18 protein-coding genes are annotated in these 17,518 nt (G+C 40.2%); 13 read left to right on the top strand and 5 right to left on the bottom strand.

The annotated features are described in order from the left end of the window. Positions 1 to 79: 79 nt before the first annotated feature. The 13 genes from hemA to GM920_RS23040 all read left to right on the top strand — a co-directional run bounded on the left by hemA (position 80) and on the right by GM920_RS23040 (position 12,381). On the top strand, positions 80 to 1,306 hold the full coding sequence (hemA, locus tag GM920_RS22980) for a glutamyl-tRNA reductase (protein WP_182961736.1): 1,227 nt from the start codon (positions 80 to 82) through the stop codon (positions 1,304 to 1,306). 24 nt (positions 1,307 to 1,330) lie between these two features. After that, the gene (hemC, locus tag GM920_RS22985) at positions 1,331 to 2,914 is read left to right on the top strand and encodes a hydroxymethylbilane synthase (RefSeq protein WP_182961737.1); all 1,584 of its coding nucleotides are present in this window, start codon (positions 1,331 to 1,333) and stop codon (positions 2,912 to 2,914) included. 12 nt (positions 2,915 to 2,926) lie between these two features. Further along, entirely contained in the window at positions 2,927 to 3,895 is a 969-nt protein-coding gene (gene hemB, locus GM920_RS22990) for a porphobilinogen synthase (protein WP_182961738.1), read from the top strand. A gap of 11 nt (positions 3,896 to 3,906) precedes the next feature. After that, positions 3,907 to 5,280 carry a glutamate-1-semialdehyde 2,1-aminomutase gene (gene hemL, locus GM920_RS22995; RefSeq protein WP_182961739.1) on the top strand — a complete coding sequence of 458 codons (1,374 nt, stop codon included), beginning with the start codon at positions 3,907 to 3,909 and terminating at the stop codon, positions 5,278 to 5,280. A 36-nt stretch (positions 5,281 to 5,316) separates the two neighbouring features. Next, positions 5,317 to 6,183 carry a sensor histidine kinase gene (locus GM920_RS23000; protein ID WP_182961740.1) on the top strand — a complete coding sequence of 289 codons (867 nt, stop codon included), beginning with the start codon at positions 5,317 to 5,319 and terminating at the stop codon, positions 6,181 to 6,183. Between the two features lie 5 nt (positions 6,184 to 6,188). After that, positions 6,189 to 6,893 carry a response regulator transcription factor gene (locus GM920_RS23005; RefSeq protein WP_015809248.1) on the top strand — a complete coding sequence of 235 codons (705 nt, stop codon included), beginning with the start codon at positions 6,189 to 6,191 and terminating at the stop codon, positions 6,891 to 6,893. Beyond that, positions 6,893 to 7,408: a tetratricopeptide repeat protein gene (locus GM920_RS23010; RefSeq protein WP_182961741.1), complete on the top strand. Its 516-nt coding sequence runs from the start codon at positions 6,893 to 6,895 to the stop codon at positions 7,406 to 7,408. The genes GM920_RS23005 and GM920_RS23010 overlap by 1 nt, the downstream gene beginning before the upstream one ends. A gap of 15 nt (positions 7,409 to 7,423) precedes the next feature. Beyond that, a complete protein-coding gene (gene hemE, locus GM920_RS23015) occupies positions 7,424 to 8,446 on the top strand; it encodes a uroporphyrinogen decarboxylase (RefSeq protein ID WP_182961742.1) in 1,023 nt (340 codons plus the stop codon). A 69-nt stretch (positions 8,447 to 8,515) separates the two neighbouring features. Beyond that, entirely contained in the window at positions 8,516 to 9,061 is a 546-nt protein-coding gene (gene hemJ, locus GM920_RS23020; protein WP_182961743.1) for a protoporphyrinogen oxidase HemJ, read from the top strand. A gap of 85 nt (positions 9,062 to 9,146) precedes the next feature. Continuing rightward, a complete protein-coding gene (locus tag GM920_RS23025; RefSeq protein WP_182961744.1) occupies positions 9,147 to 9,713 on the top strand; it encodes an RNA polymerase sigma factor in 567 nt (188 codons plus the stop codon). Next, on the top strand, positions 9,694 to 10,476 hold the full coding sequence (locus tag GM920_RS23030; RefSeq protein WP_235964621.1) for a hypothetical protein: 783 nt from the start codon (positions 9,694 to 9,696) through the stop codon (positions 10,474 to 10,476). Before GM920_RS23025 ends, GM920_RS23030 begins: the two co-directional genes overlap by 20 nt. A 23-nt stretch (positions 10,477 to 10,499) precedes the next feature. Further along, entirely contained in the window at positions 10,500 to 11,300 is an 801-nt protein-coding gene (locus GM920_RS23035; protein WP_182961746.1) for an outer membrane beta-barrel protein, read from the top strand. 88 nt (positions 11,301 to 11,388) lie between these two features. Then, entirely contained in the window at positions 11,389 to 12,381 is a 993-nt protein-coding gene (locus tag GM920_RS23040) for an ABC transporter ATP-binding protein (RefSeq protein ID WP_182961747.1), read from the top strand. 42 nt (positions 12,382 to 12,423) lie between these two features. On the opposite strand, the gene GM920_RS23045 is transcribed toward GM920_RS23040, so the two are convergent. The 5 genes from GM920_RS23045 to leuB form a co-directional block, all read right to left on the bottom strand. Further along, on the bottom strand, positions 12,424 to 12,840 hold the full coding sequence (locus tag GM920_RS23045) for a hypothetical protein (RefSeq protein ID WP_182961748.1): 417 nt from the start codon (positions 12,838 to 12,840) through the stop codon (positions 12,424 to 12,426). A 141-nt stretch (positions 12,841 to 12,981) separates the two neighbouring features. Further along, entirely contained in the window at positions 12,982 to 13,476 is a 495-nt protein-coding gene (locus tag GM920_RS23050; protein ID WP_182961749.1) for a DUF1905 domain-containing protein, read from the bottom strand. Between the two features lie 176 nt (positions 13,477 to 13,652). Further along, entirely contained in the window at positions 13,653 to 14,903 is a 1,251-nt protein-coding gene (gene ilvA, locus GM920_RS23055; protein ID WP_182961750.1) for a threonine ammonia-lyase IlvA, read from the bottom strand. Between the two features lie 2 nt (positions 14,904 to 14,905). Beyond that, a complete protein-coding gene (locus GM920_RS23060; RefSeq protein WP_182961751.1) occupies positions 14,906 to 16,414 on the bottom strand; it encodes a 2-isopropylmalate synthase in 1,509 nt (502 codons plus the stop codon). 12 nt (positions 16,415 to 16,426) lie between these two features. After that, positions 16,427 to 17,518 carry a 3-isopropylmalate dehydrogenase gene (gene leuB, locus GM920_RS23065; protein ID WP_182961752.1) on the bottom strand — a complete coding sequence of 364 codons (1,092 nt, stop codon included), beginning with the start codon at positions 17,516 to 17,518 and terminating at the stop codon, positions 16,427 to 16,429.

Genomic DNA, 17,518 nt, shown 5'->3' on the forward strand with positions numbered 1-17,518 from the left:
CTTAATTACTCCATAATGACAGTGAAATAAGCTTCGGTTGTTACTTTTGTTTCACTAAAAAAAAACAGAATACGACATTTTGGAATATTTAAAAATCATTGCTTTTACGCATAAACATATTGACCTAAAAGCATTGGGTAAATTGGTGATATGTGAGCAGACATTAGACGACAGATTGAGGAACATTCAATCGGAGTTAGGTGTTAAAGAAATATTCTACATCGGAACCTGCAACAGGGTGGAATTTGTGTTTACTTCTGCCCATCATCTGGACAAAGCCTTTATTACACGTTTCCTTACGGTATTGAATATGGGATTGCCTGAAGAATACATGGACAAGTTTGTAGAAAACGTTGTGGTATTTGAACAATTGGCAGCTTTTAATCATTTATTGCGTACTTCCTGCTCTTTAGAGAGTTTGGTAGTTGGGGAAAAAGAAATCCTTGCTCAGGTACGAAAAGCCTATGAAGCTTGTCGTATTGGAGGCTTTACTGCGGATTACATGCGCATGATCATGAATAGGGTAGTGAAAACGGCGAAAGAAGTTTATACACATACCAATATTTCAAAAAATCCGGTTTCTGTTGTATCTCTGGCTTACCGCAAACTGCGCGATTTAAAGATCGTTGCAAATTCAAGATTGCTAATTATCGGTGCGGGTGAGACCAATAAAAATATTGCTCAGTACCTTAAAAAACATAAGTACTCCAATTTCTCAGTTTTCAACAGAACGATTGAAAACGCAGAGGTATTGGCTAAAGAATTGAATGGCACAGCTTATCCGCTGAGCGAACTGGAAAACTTCAACCAGGGATTTGATGTGATCATCACCTGTACAGGTGCTACTGAGCCCATCATCACAAAAGAAATCTACACAAAACTTCTAAATGGGGAAACTGGCAAAAAAATCATTGTTGATTTAGCTATTCCTAATGATACCGCTCCTGAAGTGGTGGCAGAATTCCCAATTCATTTTATAGAAGTTGAATCTCTTAAGGAGATTGCACGTAAAAATATTCAGGAACGTTATGATGAGCTGGTGAATGCCGAGCACATTATAGAAGAAAATATCAAGGAATTTGAATTGGTATTACGTCAGCGCAAGATAGAGATTGCAATGAGTAGTGTTCCTCAGAAAATCAAGGAAATCAAGCATACTGCCATCAATGGAGTCTTTGCCGAGGAGATCAATGGTCTTGATGAAAACTCAAGATTAGTATTGGAAAAAGTGATGAATTACATGGAAAAAAAATGTATCAGCATTCCAATGGTCATGGCAAAGGAGATATTGGTAAAGAATAGCTAGATTTGCCCAAAAATTATCATTAACGTGAAAAGACTTATTATTGGTACGCGAGGTAGCGACCTGGCTTTATGGCAAGCCAATTTTATTAAAGATAGACTTGCAGAAATTGGTGCCGAGGCCGAACTAAAGATCATCAAAACTCAAGGAGACAAAATTCTAAACCTTAGGCTGGATAAGCTGGAGGGTAAAGGTTTTTTCACCAAAGAGCTGGAAGAAGAACTTTTAGGTGGTACCATTGATATAGCCGTACACTCCCATAAAGATTTACCAACTACACACCCTGCAGGATTAACCATTGCGGCGGTAACAGAGCGTGAGGATCCCTCAGAGCTGTTATTGATCCTGAAAGACTGTGTAGACATCAAACAAAAGCTTTCTTTGAAAACAGGAGCGATGGTGGGTACTTCTTCTAACCGACGTAAAGCACAAATGCTTTCTCTACGTTCTGACCTGAACATTGAAGATTTAAGAGGTAATGTGCCTACGAGGATTCAAAAGTTAAGGGATGAGGATTATGATGCAATTTTACTGGCTAAAGCTGGTGTGAATCGTTTAAACATCGACCTTTCAGAATTTCATGTGGAAGTGGTAGATACGACGGAATTAGTTCCGGCACCTGCACAAGGCGCTTTGGCCATTCAGATCAGAGAAAATGATTTGGAGCTGGCGGAGTTATTGAAACAACTAAACCATCAGGAAACGATTGATGCCATTGGTGTGGAGCGTAAAGTACTGAACCTTTTTGAAGGTGGTTGCCACATGCCTTTAGGTTGTTACTGCAAAAAAGAAGATGGAATGTATGAAATCTGGACTTCGAAAGCGGAGACGGATGAACATTTCCCTGACCGTTTCTTTTGTCGCGAGGAAAGCCTGGATGGCGTTGCTGAAAAGATTGTCGCTAAATTTAGTCCGGATAGAAAACTACCTTCAAAGGTGTTTATTTCCAGAGAAATTGGTGAACATAGTTATTTTAGAAAAGCATTAGAAAAGCATAAAATAGATATTGAAGGCAGATCATTGATCCGTACTTTCCCGATTGTAACGGTATTGGATCCTTTCTACCTGAAACACGTCAACTGGATTTTCTTTACCAGTCGCAATAGCGTGGAGTATTTCTTCGCATTGAAACCATTCTTATCTAAACATGCGAAGTTCGCAGTAGCAGGTAGGGGTTCTGAAGATTCATTGAGAAAAGCCGGTCATTTGGCAGACTTTGTTGGTGAAGGTGGTGATATTGAAGAAGTAGCTGAAGATTTTGCCAAATTGGTAGCAGGACAAACTGTATTGTTCCCAAGAGCGCAGGATTCATTACAGACCATACAAAAAGCGTTAACACCGGATACGAAAGTGGTGGATCTGCCAATTTATGAGACTGTAATCGAAGAAGATGTAGACCAGACTTATGCGGAAGTTCTGATCTTTACCAGCCCTTCTAATGTAGATGCTTATTTTGTAGAAAACTTATTAGAACCGGGACAGCGTGTGATTGCGATCGGAAATTCTACAGGAAAGAAATTTGATGAGATGGGTGTTACCTATACTCAGCCTTATTCTCCTGATGAAATCGGATTGGCAGAAGCTGTATTCGGAATAGATATCAAATCATAAATTAAATTTAATATGGTGCACCGTCCGCGTAGATTGAGAAAGAATCCTTTAGTGAGGGAAATGGTAGCTGAAACGAGGTTATCTAAAGACATGTTCATTTATCCGTACTTTGTGGTACCTGGAAAAAATGTAGTACATCCTTTAGGAGCAATGCCAGGCATCAGCCATTTTTCTGAAGATACTTTATTGAAGGATGTGGAGAAAGGACTGAAGTTGGGTGTAAACAAAATCATGCTTTTTGGTGTTGGTGATGAGAAATCTGAAGATGCAGCATCAGCTTATCATGATCATTCGCTTGTGCCTTCAGCAGTACGCCTGTTAAAGAAAAATTTTGGAGAAGATTTGTACGTAGTTACCGATGTTTGCGTTTGTTCCTATACAACTCATGGACATTGTGGGATCATGGAGGACGATTATGTTCAGAATGACCCTACAGTGAAGGTAATTGCAAAAATGGGATTGGCACATGCGGAAGCAGGTGCAGATATGTTGGCGCCATCGGATATGATGGACGGCAGGATTTCCGCAATGAGACATTTATTGGATGGACAAGGTTTTGTAAACACGGCGATCATGTCGCACGCTACAAAATTTGCTTCTGCTTATTACGGTCCTTTCCGTGAAGCGGCAGACTGTACGCCTAGCAAGGGCGACAGAAAAGCTTATCAGATGGACTTTAGAAACGGTAACGAAGCATTAAGAGAGGCTTTACTGGATGAAAGTGAAGGGGCAGATGTATTGATGGTGAAGCCAGCTTTGGCTTACCTGGATGTGATGCATAACCTGAAACAACATACAGATTTACCGATCGCTTGTTATAACGTGTCGGGAGAATACTCGATGGTGAAGGCTGCTGCGGAAAAAGGATGGATTGATGAGCAGAAAGTAGTGATGGAAACCATGCATGCCTTTGCGCGTGCTGGTGCAAGTATCATTACGACGTATCACATCAGAGATATGGTTGAAAAGAATTGGTTGTAAGTAAAAAAAATATGTTAGAATCTTTAAAAAAAATGTTTTCAGGAAATGAAGGCGAAGTGCCAGTGAATACTGGTAGTAAACCTGATATTTCGAGAGAAAAGTCGGCAGAACTGTATGAAAAAGCAAAGAACTATTTCCCAGGGGGGGTAAACTCTCCGGTTAGAGCTTTTAAATCAGTATATGGCACTCCTTTGTTTATTCAAAAAGGAGATGGCTGTTTCGTATGGGATGCCGATGGTAATCAATTTATAGATTTTTGCGGAAGCTGGGGTCCATTAATTTTGGGTCATAACAACGCTAAGGTTAGGGAAAAAGTTACGGAAGTCATGCAGAGTGGAATGAGCTTCGGCGCACCAACAGCATTAGAAAACGAGCTTGCTGAACTGATCATTAAAAACAACAAATTCGTAGAGAAAATCCGTTTCACGAGCTCTGGTACTGAAGCAGTAATGTCTGCGATCAGATTGGCTCGCGGTTATACCGGAAAAGATAAAATCATCAAATTTGAAGGCTGCTACCATGGTCATACCGATTCACTATTGGTAAAAGCAGGTTCAGGCCTGGTTACTTTCGGTGAAACTTCTTCTGCAGGTGTACCTAAATCATTCGCTCAGGAAACGATTGTGATTCCTTTGAATGATACAGAAGCGATTAAAGCAGCTTTCGAGCAGTTTAAAGGGGAAGTAGCTGCGGTAATTATTGAGGGTATTCCAGCAAATAACGGTTTGTTAATGCAGGATCCTGAATACATCAAATCTTTAGAGCAAATCTGTAAAGAAAACAATGCCTTGTTAATTTTTGATGAGGTGATCACTGGATTCAGAATCGGATTTGAAGGTGCTGCTGCTTATTATGGTGTGAAGCCTGATATTGTTACTTATGGTAAAATTATCGGTGGTGGATTGCCAGTAGGTATGTATGGTGCTTCAGCGGAGATCATGGGACATATTTCTCCAGACGGTGGCGTTTATCAGGCAGGTACTTTATCGGGAAATCCGGTAGCCATGGCCGCTGGTATTGCACAGTTAACTGAATTATTGCGCTCAGGTTTCTATAAAGAATTAAACAATAAGGCGACAGAATTTGCAGAGAGCATCCAACGTTTTGCAACAGCCAGAAACTACAAACTGAAAGTATTCCACGTAGGTTCTATCTTCTGGATGGCCTTTACGGATAAAGATAAAATCCAGTCGGCCGAGGATATTGATCCGGCAAGCATGGAGAAATTTAAACTGATGCACAGGGAATTGCTGAACAGAGGAATTTACTTAGGTCCATCTGGATATGAAGTAGGTTTCGTTTCTGCAGCACATACTAAAATCGAGCTGGAGAAAGCGAAAAGAGCAATCTTCGACAGTCTTGATGTGGTTTTCAGAAATAAATAAATTAAGATTATATTTAGATAGTATAAAACTGCTGCTTTGAAGAAATCAATCGTCATCTTTTATTTCATGTTACTGTACTCTTTAGTGCAGTTGATCTCCTGGGGAGCATTGGTGGTGAGATTGGAGCCTGCCAGAATGGCCATGGTAATGGGAGAGGGATCTGTATTCCTTTTTCTACTGTGTGTAGGTGCCTATTTTTTACACCAATCGATTAAAAAAGAAGACCGTTTGAGAGAACAGCAGCAGAATTTCTTACTTTCTGTAACGCATGAACTAAAATCGCCTTTGGCAGCCATCAAATTGTCTGTTCAAACGATCATTAAACGCGACCTTGATAAAGCCAGACAAACTTCTTTACTGAACAATTCCCTAAAGGACATTGAGCGTTTGGACGACCTGGTAGAAAATATGTTGTTGGCTACGAAAATTGAAAATGGCTCTTTATCTTTCCCGAAAGAAGAGTTTGATTTTTCAGAGCTAGTGAGTAAGGTAACAGATCGTCTGCAAATCCACTCTTGTGGTTGCGAACAGGTCATTACGGTAGCGATAACTCCTGGTATAAAGGTAGTTGGAGATCAGTTTTCTTTATCCTCTGTGGTCACGAATTTGATTGAAAACGCTGTCAAATATTCAGGTCCATGTGCGGAAATAGATGTCGAATTGACAGTAAAAGACGGTCACCCGTTTTTAAAGGTCTCAGACAAGGGACCTGGTATTCCAGATCAGGAAAAAATGTTGATTTTTGACAAATTTTATCGCGTCGGTAATGAGAATGTAAGAAAATCAAAAGGAACAGGATTAGGCCTGTTTATTGTTAAGGAAGTATTACAAATGCACGACGCTGATATTAGCGTTAGAGATAACGTACCGCATGGTGCTATTTTTGAAATTACATTTAGTTGATCATTATGCAACAGAAATTAAGAATATTACTGGTCGAAGATGAAGACCACTTGTTAGATGCTATAAAATTGAACCTTGAACTGGAAGGCTATAAAGTTCATGCAGTAAAAGACGGTAAGACGGCTTTAAAAGTTTTTAAAGAAGAACGTTTTAACCTGATTATTCTGGATGTAATGCTTCCTGAAATGGATGGATTCCAGGTTTGTGAAACCATCAGATTAGAAAATACAGAAGTACCTATCCTTTTCTTAACGGCTAAAAATACGAGTGAAGACCGTGTAATGGGATTGAAAAAAGGTGCCGATGATTACCTGGTTAAGCCATTCAACTTAGAAGAGCTGATCCTTAGGGTTGGTATTTTAGTGAAACGCAGCATGAAAGCTGACGACCTAAAAGAAATCAATTCTTATAAAATCGGTGATAAAACCATCTACTTCAATTCTTTCGAATTGAAACAAGATGATGGTGTAATCGTTCCTTTAACGAAGAAAGAAACCATGTTACTGAAATTACTGATCGAACGTAAGAACGAAGCAGTATCCCGTGAGCAGATTCTGGAAACGGTATGGAACTATGATGTTTATCCTTCGACACGTACGATTGATAACTTTATCCTTACTTTCCGTAAGTATTTCGAACCAGATCAGAAGAACCCGGTATATTTCCATTCCATCAGAGGTGTAGGTTATAAATTCACAGATATCCATTAATGTATAATAATAAAGGCAGGTATGCCCTCATGGCACTCTTTCTGATTGCCGCGGGAGTGTGCCTTTTTTACGATCAAATTCAACTGGCTGTATTGGCCGGTTTTTTCTTTGCCTTTGTGATTTGGAGCCATTTCAAACACAGTTCAATTTTACTGGCTTCCAAGTATTTTAAGAATGGGGATTACGAAAAGACAGAAAAGATACTTGCAGAGGTACCCAATCCGGATCGCTTAGCGCGAAACAGAAGGGGATATTATGAATTTATGCGCGCCAATATTGCGCTGAAAAGAGAAGAATATGAAGCGGCTGAGCGTCATTTTCAAATTGCCAGTCGCTTTCCATTAGGTGGCAAGAACGACAAGGCTTTTGTGATGATTCACCTGGCCAATCTCGCCCTGCGGAAAAAAGACCTCGAACGTACCAGAGCATACATAGAGCGAGCAAAAGAATTGGCAACAACGCCAAGAGCACAAGAGATCATTAGTAAAATTGAGCAAGAAGCAAATCGATTATAAACAAACACAATATAGATGAACACGTTATTTTTAGATGCCGCATTTTCGAAGCAAACAGAACGTCCACCGGTATGGATGATGCGCCAGGCTGGCCGTTTTATGCCTGAGTACTGGGAAATCAAAAACAAATACTCTTTCCTGGAGATGTGCAAAACGCCAGAAATTGCAGCGGATGTAACGATGTTACCTGTTGACTTACTGGGTATCGATGCTGCCATCCTTTTCTCTGATATTTTAGTAACCGGAGAAGCAATGGGCGGTGACCTGAGCTTTACACAAGGAGTAGGCCCTAAATTCGCCAACCCTGTACGTTCGGCGAAAGATGTAGATAACTTGAATGTAGACTGTTTGGATAAGTTACAATATGTAGCAGATGCCATTAAAGTGATTCAGCAACGTTTAAATGGTAGTATTCCATTGATCGGTTTTGCTGGTGCACCATTTACAGTCATGAGCTACCTGGTTGAAGGTGGTTCTTCTAAAGATTTCAAGCTGACAAAATTGTTGATGCACAACAATCCAGAAATTGCACACCGTTTATTAGCGAAAATTGCTAAAGTAACTGCAGATTATTTAAATCTTCAGATTGCAGCAGGTGTAAACGCAATTCAGATTTTTGATAGCTGGGCTATGGCATTGTCATGGAACGATTATCAGGAATTCTCTCACCGTTACATTCAGGAAATCATTGCTAACTTGAATAGAAAAGATATCCCTGTGATCTCTTTCTGTAAAGGAAGTTCTGTATTTGCACCGATCATGGCAGAGGCTAAGCCTGATGTGATCTCGGTAGACTGGAACGCTGATTTGTTGAACATTAAACAAAGCTTGCCAGCAGGTATCGCAGTTCAAGGAAACCTTGATCCATTTATCTTATATGCAGATAAGCCGGTAATTAAGAAAACAATCCTTCAGTTATTTGAGCGTATGCGTGGCGAAAAAGGGTTTATTTTTAACCTTGGTCATGGTATTATGCCAGACATCCCATTCGATAACGTGAAATATGCAATCGAAGTAGTTAAAGAATTCAGATACTAATATATAATTTGGGCCATCTTTAAAGCTTGCTTTTCAGATGGCCTTTTTAATGATCAAAAAAGGAACAAAATGGAATACTATTATTACGTACTCTCTGTGCATATCATCTTTGTGGTTAGCTGGATGGCAGGGTTGTTTTATAGTGTTCGCTTGTTTATCTACCATGTTGAAGCGGAAACCAGACCCGAGCTGGAACGCAATATTCTTCAAAAGGAATATGAACGCATGGAAGCTAAGCTTTGGCACATCATTGCCACACCTGCAATGGTACTCACTGTAGCAGCTGGGGTAACGATGATTTGTTTGCGACCAAACCTGCTGACTTTACCCTGGTTCCATGTGAAGCTTGGTTTTGTCGTACTTTTGTTGATCTACCATTTCATTTGTCAGCGGATCATGAATCAATTGAAACTTGGCAAATGTAAAATCAGCTCCTTTAAGCTGAGGTTATGGAATGAAGTAGCCACAATCCTGTTGGTTGCTATTGTGTTCACTGTAGTGCTTAAAAACGCCGTAAATTGGATTTATGGGCTGGTTGGCCTGGCAGTTTTCTCCTGTGTTATCATGATGGGGGTAAAATGGTACAAATCTTACCGTAAAAAGCACGACTGCTAATCCCAATCTATTTTTTTTCTTTATTTTTCCTGCTGCATGCAACCTTTTGGTCGCAATGCTCATCTTCTATATACCAAACAAACAGATGATTTTGACGCAGTATACGATAAATGAACTCATGGAAGGCTGTAAAGCCGGCAAGCGAAAGATGCAGGAAGCGCTATATCAGCAAACTGCATCCAAAATGCTGGTCGTCTGCATGCGCTATGCGAAAGACCGGATGGAAGCTGAGGATGTTTTGCAATTGGGTTTTATCAAGGTTTTTCAAAAGATTAGTGAGTATAGAGGGGATGGGTCTTTTGAAGGATGGATGAGAAGGGTCATGGTGAACACCGCAATTGAGAGTTATAGAAAAAATTTACGCAGCCTGACTGTGGTGCCGATAGAAGATGCTTATGAGCAACCGAGTACTGGTTTCGACTTTAGCAGATTGGGTATGCAGGATTTATTGAAACTTATTCAAAAGCTTTCCGATGGCTATAGAATGGTATTTAACATGTACATCATAGAAGGATATTCTCATAAGGAAATTTCCGCAATATTGGGGATTTCTGAAGGAGCAAGTAAATCGCAATTGTCGAGAGCAAGGGCGATCTTAAGAGAGGAGATTATAAAAATGGAGGGTATAGATTATGCAAGCTATGCAGGATAAAGATTTTGATCAGTTGTTTAAAGATAAATTTGAGGACGCAGAAATTAGGCCTTCCACAAATTTATGGAGCAATATCGAGAAAGAGCTGACACCAAAGAAAAAACGTGTTTTTCCGGTTTACTGGGCAGCTGCTGCTGCGGTAGCACTGATTGCCGTTTCGGTAGGATTACTATCCAGGGAAACGGAGAAAATGCAGCTTCAAGGTGCTCGTGTAGCCAGTGTTTTGAAAAGTAATGCGACTGTAAATCATGAGCTAACTACTGCATCCACTATAGGTGCAACATCTGGTACAAATGCAAGCAATGTGGCACCTAGCCCATCAGTTGTACCTGCTTCTGAAGAAGGAGCCGAATTGGTTCTTGCTCCGAAAGTAAAACTGAGAAACCTGGTTCAGGAAAATAATTTGGCTAATGTGCAACCTGATGAAAAGATTAAACGTCATCAATTAAAACCAGTTGAAGTTTATAGTGCTAATGCTTTGGAAGGAGAAGTTAAGCCAATACTTGATTTACCAAATGAAAATGTGATCGCCAATGTTGCCCTCCCAGATGTTCAAAATGGGGATCAAGTAATCACAGAAACAGAAGGTAAAGAGGAAAGAAAAGGCATTAGAAATGTAGGCGATGTGATCAATTTTGTGGTAGATAAGCTGGATAAAAGAGATAAGAAATTGATACAGTTTAAAACAGACGATGATGATAACTCCTCGTTAATTGCAGTGAACATTGGTATTTTAAAATTTAATCCGAAAAGGAACAGATAAAACACACAGCTCAAACCAACAATATGAAGAAACTAGTATGGACAACACTTTTGGTAAGCGGGCTTGCCGGTGTTATGGCACAAGGCGCATTTGCACAACAAGATAGCGTTAAAAGGAAATCAACATTTGGACTAAGCAATGGCCTGATCTCGGTCAGCATACATGGAAAAGACACTACCGCAAAGGTAAAGGCTCCTCATGGTCGTTTTACAGGAGGGATCACTTTTACCCGCCTGGATATTGGTTTTTCGAGATTGATAGACAATGGTAGCTTCTCTTTATCAAAAGAAAACGAATTCCTGGATTATACCGGTGGTAAGACAAGTACAGTTTCATTTGACATCTTGCAATTGGGCTATCGTTTTAATCCTCATTTTAAAATCTATATGTCAGGTGGTTTCGACTGGACGATGATTCGCCTGAAACGAAATATCACGCTGGAGAAAAATAGTCCGACGATGTCTTATGTAGAGGAAGACATACAATTCTCTAAAAATAGATTGTCTAACAGCTATGTACATATTCCTTTGAATTTTGAATTGCGCAGTAAAGAAAATGCTCATGGTAAGCGCTTTACTTTTGTATTCGGACCAGAAGTTGGCTTCCTGTTAAACGGAAAAGTGAAACAAGTGAGCAAAGAGAAAGGAAAAGAGAAATTTAAAGACGATTATAACTTTGAGCCATTCCGTTATGGAGGTACATTGCGCATCGGTTATGGCGGCTTGGGTATCTTCACCAAATACTATATGAGTGATATGTTTACGACTACCGCACAAAAAGGGCTTAAAAATATGTCTTTTGGTGTCACTTTCGGATTGAACTAAACCACACACAAAAATATAAAACTGATCCCGTAGCCGCTTTGGTTACGGGATTTTTTTGTGGCAATGCGAAATACTTTATCTTTACCGTGTGAAGGAAAAAATCATCAGCGTTAAAAACATCAGTAAGCAATATCAGCAAGAACAAGCTTCGGGGATCCATAACATTAGCTTCGACATTCATAAAGGGGATATCATCGCCATTATCGGTGAAAGCGGTAGTGGAAAGTCGACGCTCTTGAAATGTATTTATGGCTTATTGACTTTAGATGAAGGAGAGGTTTTCTATCAGGATGAAAAGGTATGGGGTCCGGATGTATTGTTAATCCCCGGCCATAAACAAATGAAAATGGTGACTCAGGATTTCTCCCTGAACATCTATGCGAAAGTATACGACAATATTGCTTCTATGATGGCCAATACAGATGTACATCATAAACATCAAAAGACGATGGAAATGATGGCTCATTTGCATATTGATCACTTGAAAGATAAAAAGATCACGCAATTGAGTGGGGGAGAGCAGCAAAGAGTAGCAATTGCCAAAGCTTTGGTAACTGATACCTCCGTTTTATTGCTGGATGAGCCTTTTAGTCAGGTGGATGCTTTGCTGAAGAATCAGCTTCGTGCAGACATTAAACGAATCGCTGCGGAAACTGGGGTAACAGTGATTATGGTTTCTCATGATCCAGCAGATGGATTGTTCCTGGCTGATGAACTGTTGATGATGAAAGATGGTCATTTGATAGAACGTGGGAAACCAGCTGATATCTATCAGCAACCTAAACATATTTATACCGCTAGAATGCTTGGAAATGCGGTGGTGTTAAACCAGGAAGAGGCGAATAAATTGGGTCTAGAGGTAAAGGATGGCCATGCGGTATTTTATCCGGAATGGGTAGAACTGAATAATTCCTGGAACAGCAGACGCTTTGAGGTGAAGGATGTGTATTATAAAGGGTTTTATGAAGAGCTTTTGTTAGAAAGACATGGGGTGAAAATCAGAGCGATTCAATTGAATAGGGGCGTCCATAAAAAAAACGACCACGTTCAGGCGAACATTGGTCGTTTCTTGTCTTTATAAACTGACCGTTACTTGTGAGTATCGATTAGCTTTGAAAATTGATTATCTTAAAGTTGAAGTGACAAAGGTTACTCTTAAACCAACTGGAACTACTGGTCTTGTTGGCGTTAAGTTGTTATCTCCACTAGTTTCTATTTCAACTGTAATAGAGCCTCTTCTAACAGTATAACTGTAAGCAAGACCGTTATAAGTAAATGGCATCCCTTTGTACTCGGCTACTGAGTTGTCTGGGTAAAGCGCTACAATTAAAGCATCATTTTTAAATGTTGCGGGATCTATCTCCGGGAATTGTACGGTGGTGGTTAGCGTTTCATTGTTGTTAATGTAAGTCCAGTTACCTGGCGCAATAACCGTTTCAATCGTTTCATTTGGAAGTCCTGGATCAACGATCACCTCCTTCTTGCACGATGCCAGACCTAGCGTGGCCGTGCAAAGTAATAATAGTAATATTTTTTTCATGTGATTTGTGTGTTTGATCTTCGTATAGCAAATCTTTTGCCATAAAAATACAATTCTGTTTTTACTTATATTGTAACTAAAAAGTGATACGATACATTGTATGGTAATATAGTTAAAATACAAATAAAGAGCGAATTAAAATTAGCGTTTACTGGAATGAAAAGGAAGTCCTGAGGCCAGGTTGGTGATTGCATCAGCCATACGTTGGATCCTGTTTTTTAAAATCGGAGTGTCCAGCAGCCAGGTAAAACACTCTTCTTGTTTGCTGGAAGAAAGCTTTTGAAAAGCAGCCCAGGCAGCAGGTTCATCCTTCAAACAGTCAATAAAATCTTCATTGGCAATTTCCAGCTTAGGATCACTATCCGGATACAAACATACCCTAACCCGATCTCCTTCTTGTTTTTTAATTTCCTTTCGGATGGCGGCCTTCACTGCAAGAAAAAGTACCCCTTTCTTCATGGGCATGAGCGTGACCTTGCTAATTTCATAACTGTCAATGAAACCCTTCACCTTTTGCCATCCGAAATAACCAGGTTTTCCAGCCGCTATTTCCGGGAAACGTACGTAAGTCCAGCCGCCCTTTCCAGGGAATCGCTCCAATAATAACTCCTGATCAATCAATGGTAGTTCTTCCATAACAGCTGTTGTTTCTCCCGGTTTATCGCTGATATAAAATTATATATATTTTATCGGAATTAAGACATGACAAAATTAAAGGCGCAAAAGTATAAGCTCATAAATAAGAAAAGGCCGATCACGGGGGAGTGATACGGCCTTTTATCCTAATTTATAGGGGGGCTATTAATAGGCTTTTATACGAGATACTCAAACAAAGTCTGATCGTTGTTTAGTTCAATAATTTCGAACTTAAACTCTTTCATTCTTTGCAATAAAGCATCATAATCTGATGGCTCTGCCAGTTCAATACCAACTAGGGCAGGGCCATTTTCTCGGTTTGTTTTTTTAATAAACTCAAACCTGGTGATGTCATCATGCGGACCTAAAACATTGTTTACAAACAATTTTAAAGCTCCTGGTCGCTGTGGGAAACGGACAATGAAATAATGTTTCAATCCTTCGAAAAGTAGTGACTTCTCTTTGATCTCCTGCATTCTTTCAATATCATTGTTACCACCGCTTACGATACAAACTACTGTTTTACCAATGATTTGATCTTTGAGCTGCTCTAAAGAGGCTACAGCTAAAGCGCCTGCAGGTTCTACCACAATGGCATCTTCATTGTAAAGTTTTAAAATTGTGGTACAGATTTTTCCTTCAGGAATCAATAACATCTGATCCAACAATTCGTTGCAATAAGCAAAAGTGAGGTTACCCACTCTTTTCACTGCGGCACCATCCACAAAGCGGTCGATATCACCTAATAAAACCGGAGCACCACTATTTAATGCATGTTTCATAGAAGGCGCACCTTCTGGTTCCACACCAATCAGTTCAATTGATGGTTTCAAGTTTCTCAAATAGCTTCCTACACCTGAAGCCAGGCCACCACCACCAATCGGCATGATCACCATATCCAGTTCCGGAAGATCTTCAAATATCTCTACACCTACAGTTCCCTGACCTTCGATTACTTTTGTATTGTCAAAAGGAGGAACAAAAGTCATTCCATGTTCCGCAGTATATGCCAGTGCTTCTCTTAGACAATCGTCAAAAGTATCACCCACCAATACAATTTGAATGTGTTCGCCACCAAACATTTCGGTTTGTTTCACCTTTTGCTTAGGGGTAATTTCCGGCATAAAAATAACCCCTTTGATGTTCAGTTTTTTGCAGGAATGCGCCACACCCTGTGCATGATTTCCAGCACTGGCACACACCACACCTTTGGCTACTTGTTCAGGTTCAAGGGTGCTAATCATGTTGTAAGCACCCCTTAATTTATAAGAGCGTACCAATTGCAAATCTTCTCTTTTCAGGTAAATATTTGCCTGGTATGTTTTAGAAAGTCCTGCATTATATTCCAAAGGGGTACGTTTTACCGTACCTTTTAATCGTTCTGCTGCCGCCAGAAAATCCAGTATCACTTCTTTTTCTACACTCATTTTTAGATAAATTTATTCATTGCATCCAGATAGGCATTGGCCGAAGCTTTTACGATATCTGTACTAAAACCATAGCCTACATAAGATTTTCCATCATAAGAAACCTTCATGTTTACCTTGCTCACATCATCGCTACCACCATGCATCGCCTGAATGGTGAATTCATTTAATAAAATATCCTTGCCAACGATAGATTGAATGGCTTTAATTGTCGCGTTAACCGGACCGTTTCCAGTAGCCATCGCTTCTTTCTCCACACCTTCATGTTCTAGTCTGATGCTGGCTGTAGGGCTCAATGGATCACCACAAAGTACTTGTAACAAGTTCAGTTTGTAACCATTTTTAACGGCACCTTCTTCACCATCGCTCATTAAGAAAAGGATATCATCATCACAGATCGTTTTCTTTTCATCAGCCATGATCAAAAAGCGCTCATAAACTTGATCCAGGTTTAAACGATCGATCTCATAACCCAAACGCTCTAAGTGGTGTTTTAAGGCATGGCGACCACTACGGGCGGTCAAGATGATGTCTGCTGAGTTCAATCCAACATCTTCAGGATTGATGATCTCATAGTTCTCTCTGTGTTTCAAGAAACCATCCTGGTGAATTCCTGAGCTGTGTGCAAAGGCATTCTGACCGATGATTGCTTTATTCGGTTGTACCGGCATGTGCATCATACGGCTCACCATACCACTGATTTCAGTGAAATGTTTGCTGTTGATGTTAGTGCTTAAGTTTAAAGCATGATGTGTTTTCAAAACCATAGCGATTTCTTCCAATGCCGTATTTCCTGCACGTTCACCGATACCGTTAATGGTACATTCTACCTGACGGGCACCGTTGATTAAGCCTGCAAGACTATTTGCAGTTGCTAAACCTAAGTCATTGTGACAATGAACAGAGATGATCGCCTGATCAATATTCTTAACGTTCTCTTTTAAGTAAAGGATTTTAGAACCATATTGGTCCGGCAAGCAGTAGCCATTCGTATCCGGAATGTTTACTACGGTAGCACCAGCAGCAATCACCGCTTCAATCATTTGCGCTAAATAGGTATTGTCTGCACGACCAGCATCTTCTGCGAAGAACTCAATGTCTTCCACAAACTGCTTCGCATATTTTACCGCTGCAACCGCTCTCTCCAGAATTTCTTCTCTTGTGCTGTTGAATTTATATTTAATGTGCATGTCCGAAGCACCAATTCCAGTATGGATCCTTGGTCTTTTCGCATACTGTAATGCCGCAACCGCGGAATCAATGTCTTTTTTATTGGCACGTGTTAATGCACAGATAATTGGTTCTCTTATCGCTTTTGATAAGTCTACCACACTCTGGAAATCTCCAGGGCTGGAAATAGGAAAACCTGCTTCAATTACATCTACACCAAGTGCTTCGAGTGCTTTTGCAATTTGAATTTTCTCTGGGCTTGACAATTGGCAGCCCGGTACTTGCTCACCATCACGTAAGGTGGTGTCAAACACATAGACTCTATTTGGATCGTGTAACATAATTCTTGGTGTTTAGTTAGATTTAATATGCTGTGCAATATATTTTAAGACCAATTGGCCCATTTCTTTGGTGCCAAGGATTTGGTCAGATTTAGTCGTTTCATCGGCAATGTCGCCTGTTCTGTAACCTTCTTTCAATACCTGATCTACGGCATCAATGATTACTTTCGCTTCTTCTAATAGTCCGAAGCCGATTTCCAGCATCAGGGAAACAGATAGGATAGAAGCCAGCGGATTCGCCAGGTTTTTTCCGGTGATGTCATGTGCAGAACCATGGATCGGCTCAAAGAAACCAGTGCTTTCTCCAACAGATGCAGAAGCAAGCATACCCATAGATCCGGCAATTTGTGAAGCCTCATCAGTTAAGATGTCACCGAATAAGTTGGCCGTTAATACCACGTCAAACTGCTTAGGATCTTTGATCAATTGCATTGCTGCATTGTCAATGAACATATGGGTAGTTTCTACTTCCGGGTATTGTTTAGCTATATTCTGTACGGTTTCTCTCCATAATCTTGAGCTTTCCAATACATTGGCTTTGTCTACAGAACAAAGTTTTTTTCTGCGTTTCATTGCAGCTTCAAACGCTTTGTGTGCGATTCTTTCTACCTCATAACGGTGGTAGATCATTAAATCAGAAGCTGTATTCTTGTCTTCAGAGCGGGTTTTCTCTCCGAAATAAACATCTCCGGTTAGCTCTCTGAAAAACAGGATATCTGTACCTTTTAATATATTAGCTTTGATGCTGGAAGCATTTAACAACTCATCAAATAATAAAATCGGGCGTAGGTTAGCATACAAGCCTAATTCCTTACGGATTTTAAGTAAACCTTGCTCTGGACGAACTTTCAAAGAAGGATCATTGTCGTACTTTGCATGACCTACCGCACCAAAAAGGATCGCATCGCTTTTTTGTGCTTTCTCTAAAGTTTCATCAGGTAGTGGATTGCCAGTTACTTCGATTGCAGCATGGCCCATTAGTGCCTCATCATAGCTGAAATCATGTCCGAAACCTTTGGCAATCTCTTCTAATACGGCTTTACCCCAGGTGGTCACCTCAGGCCCGATACCATCACCAGGAATAACTAATATATTTCTTTTCAT

It is taken from the genome of Pedobacter gandavensis (assembly GCF_014172405.1).
GTDB lineage: Bacteria > Bacteroidota > Bacteroidia > Sphingobacteriales > Sphingobacteriaceae > Pedobacter > Pedobacter gandavensis.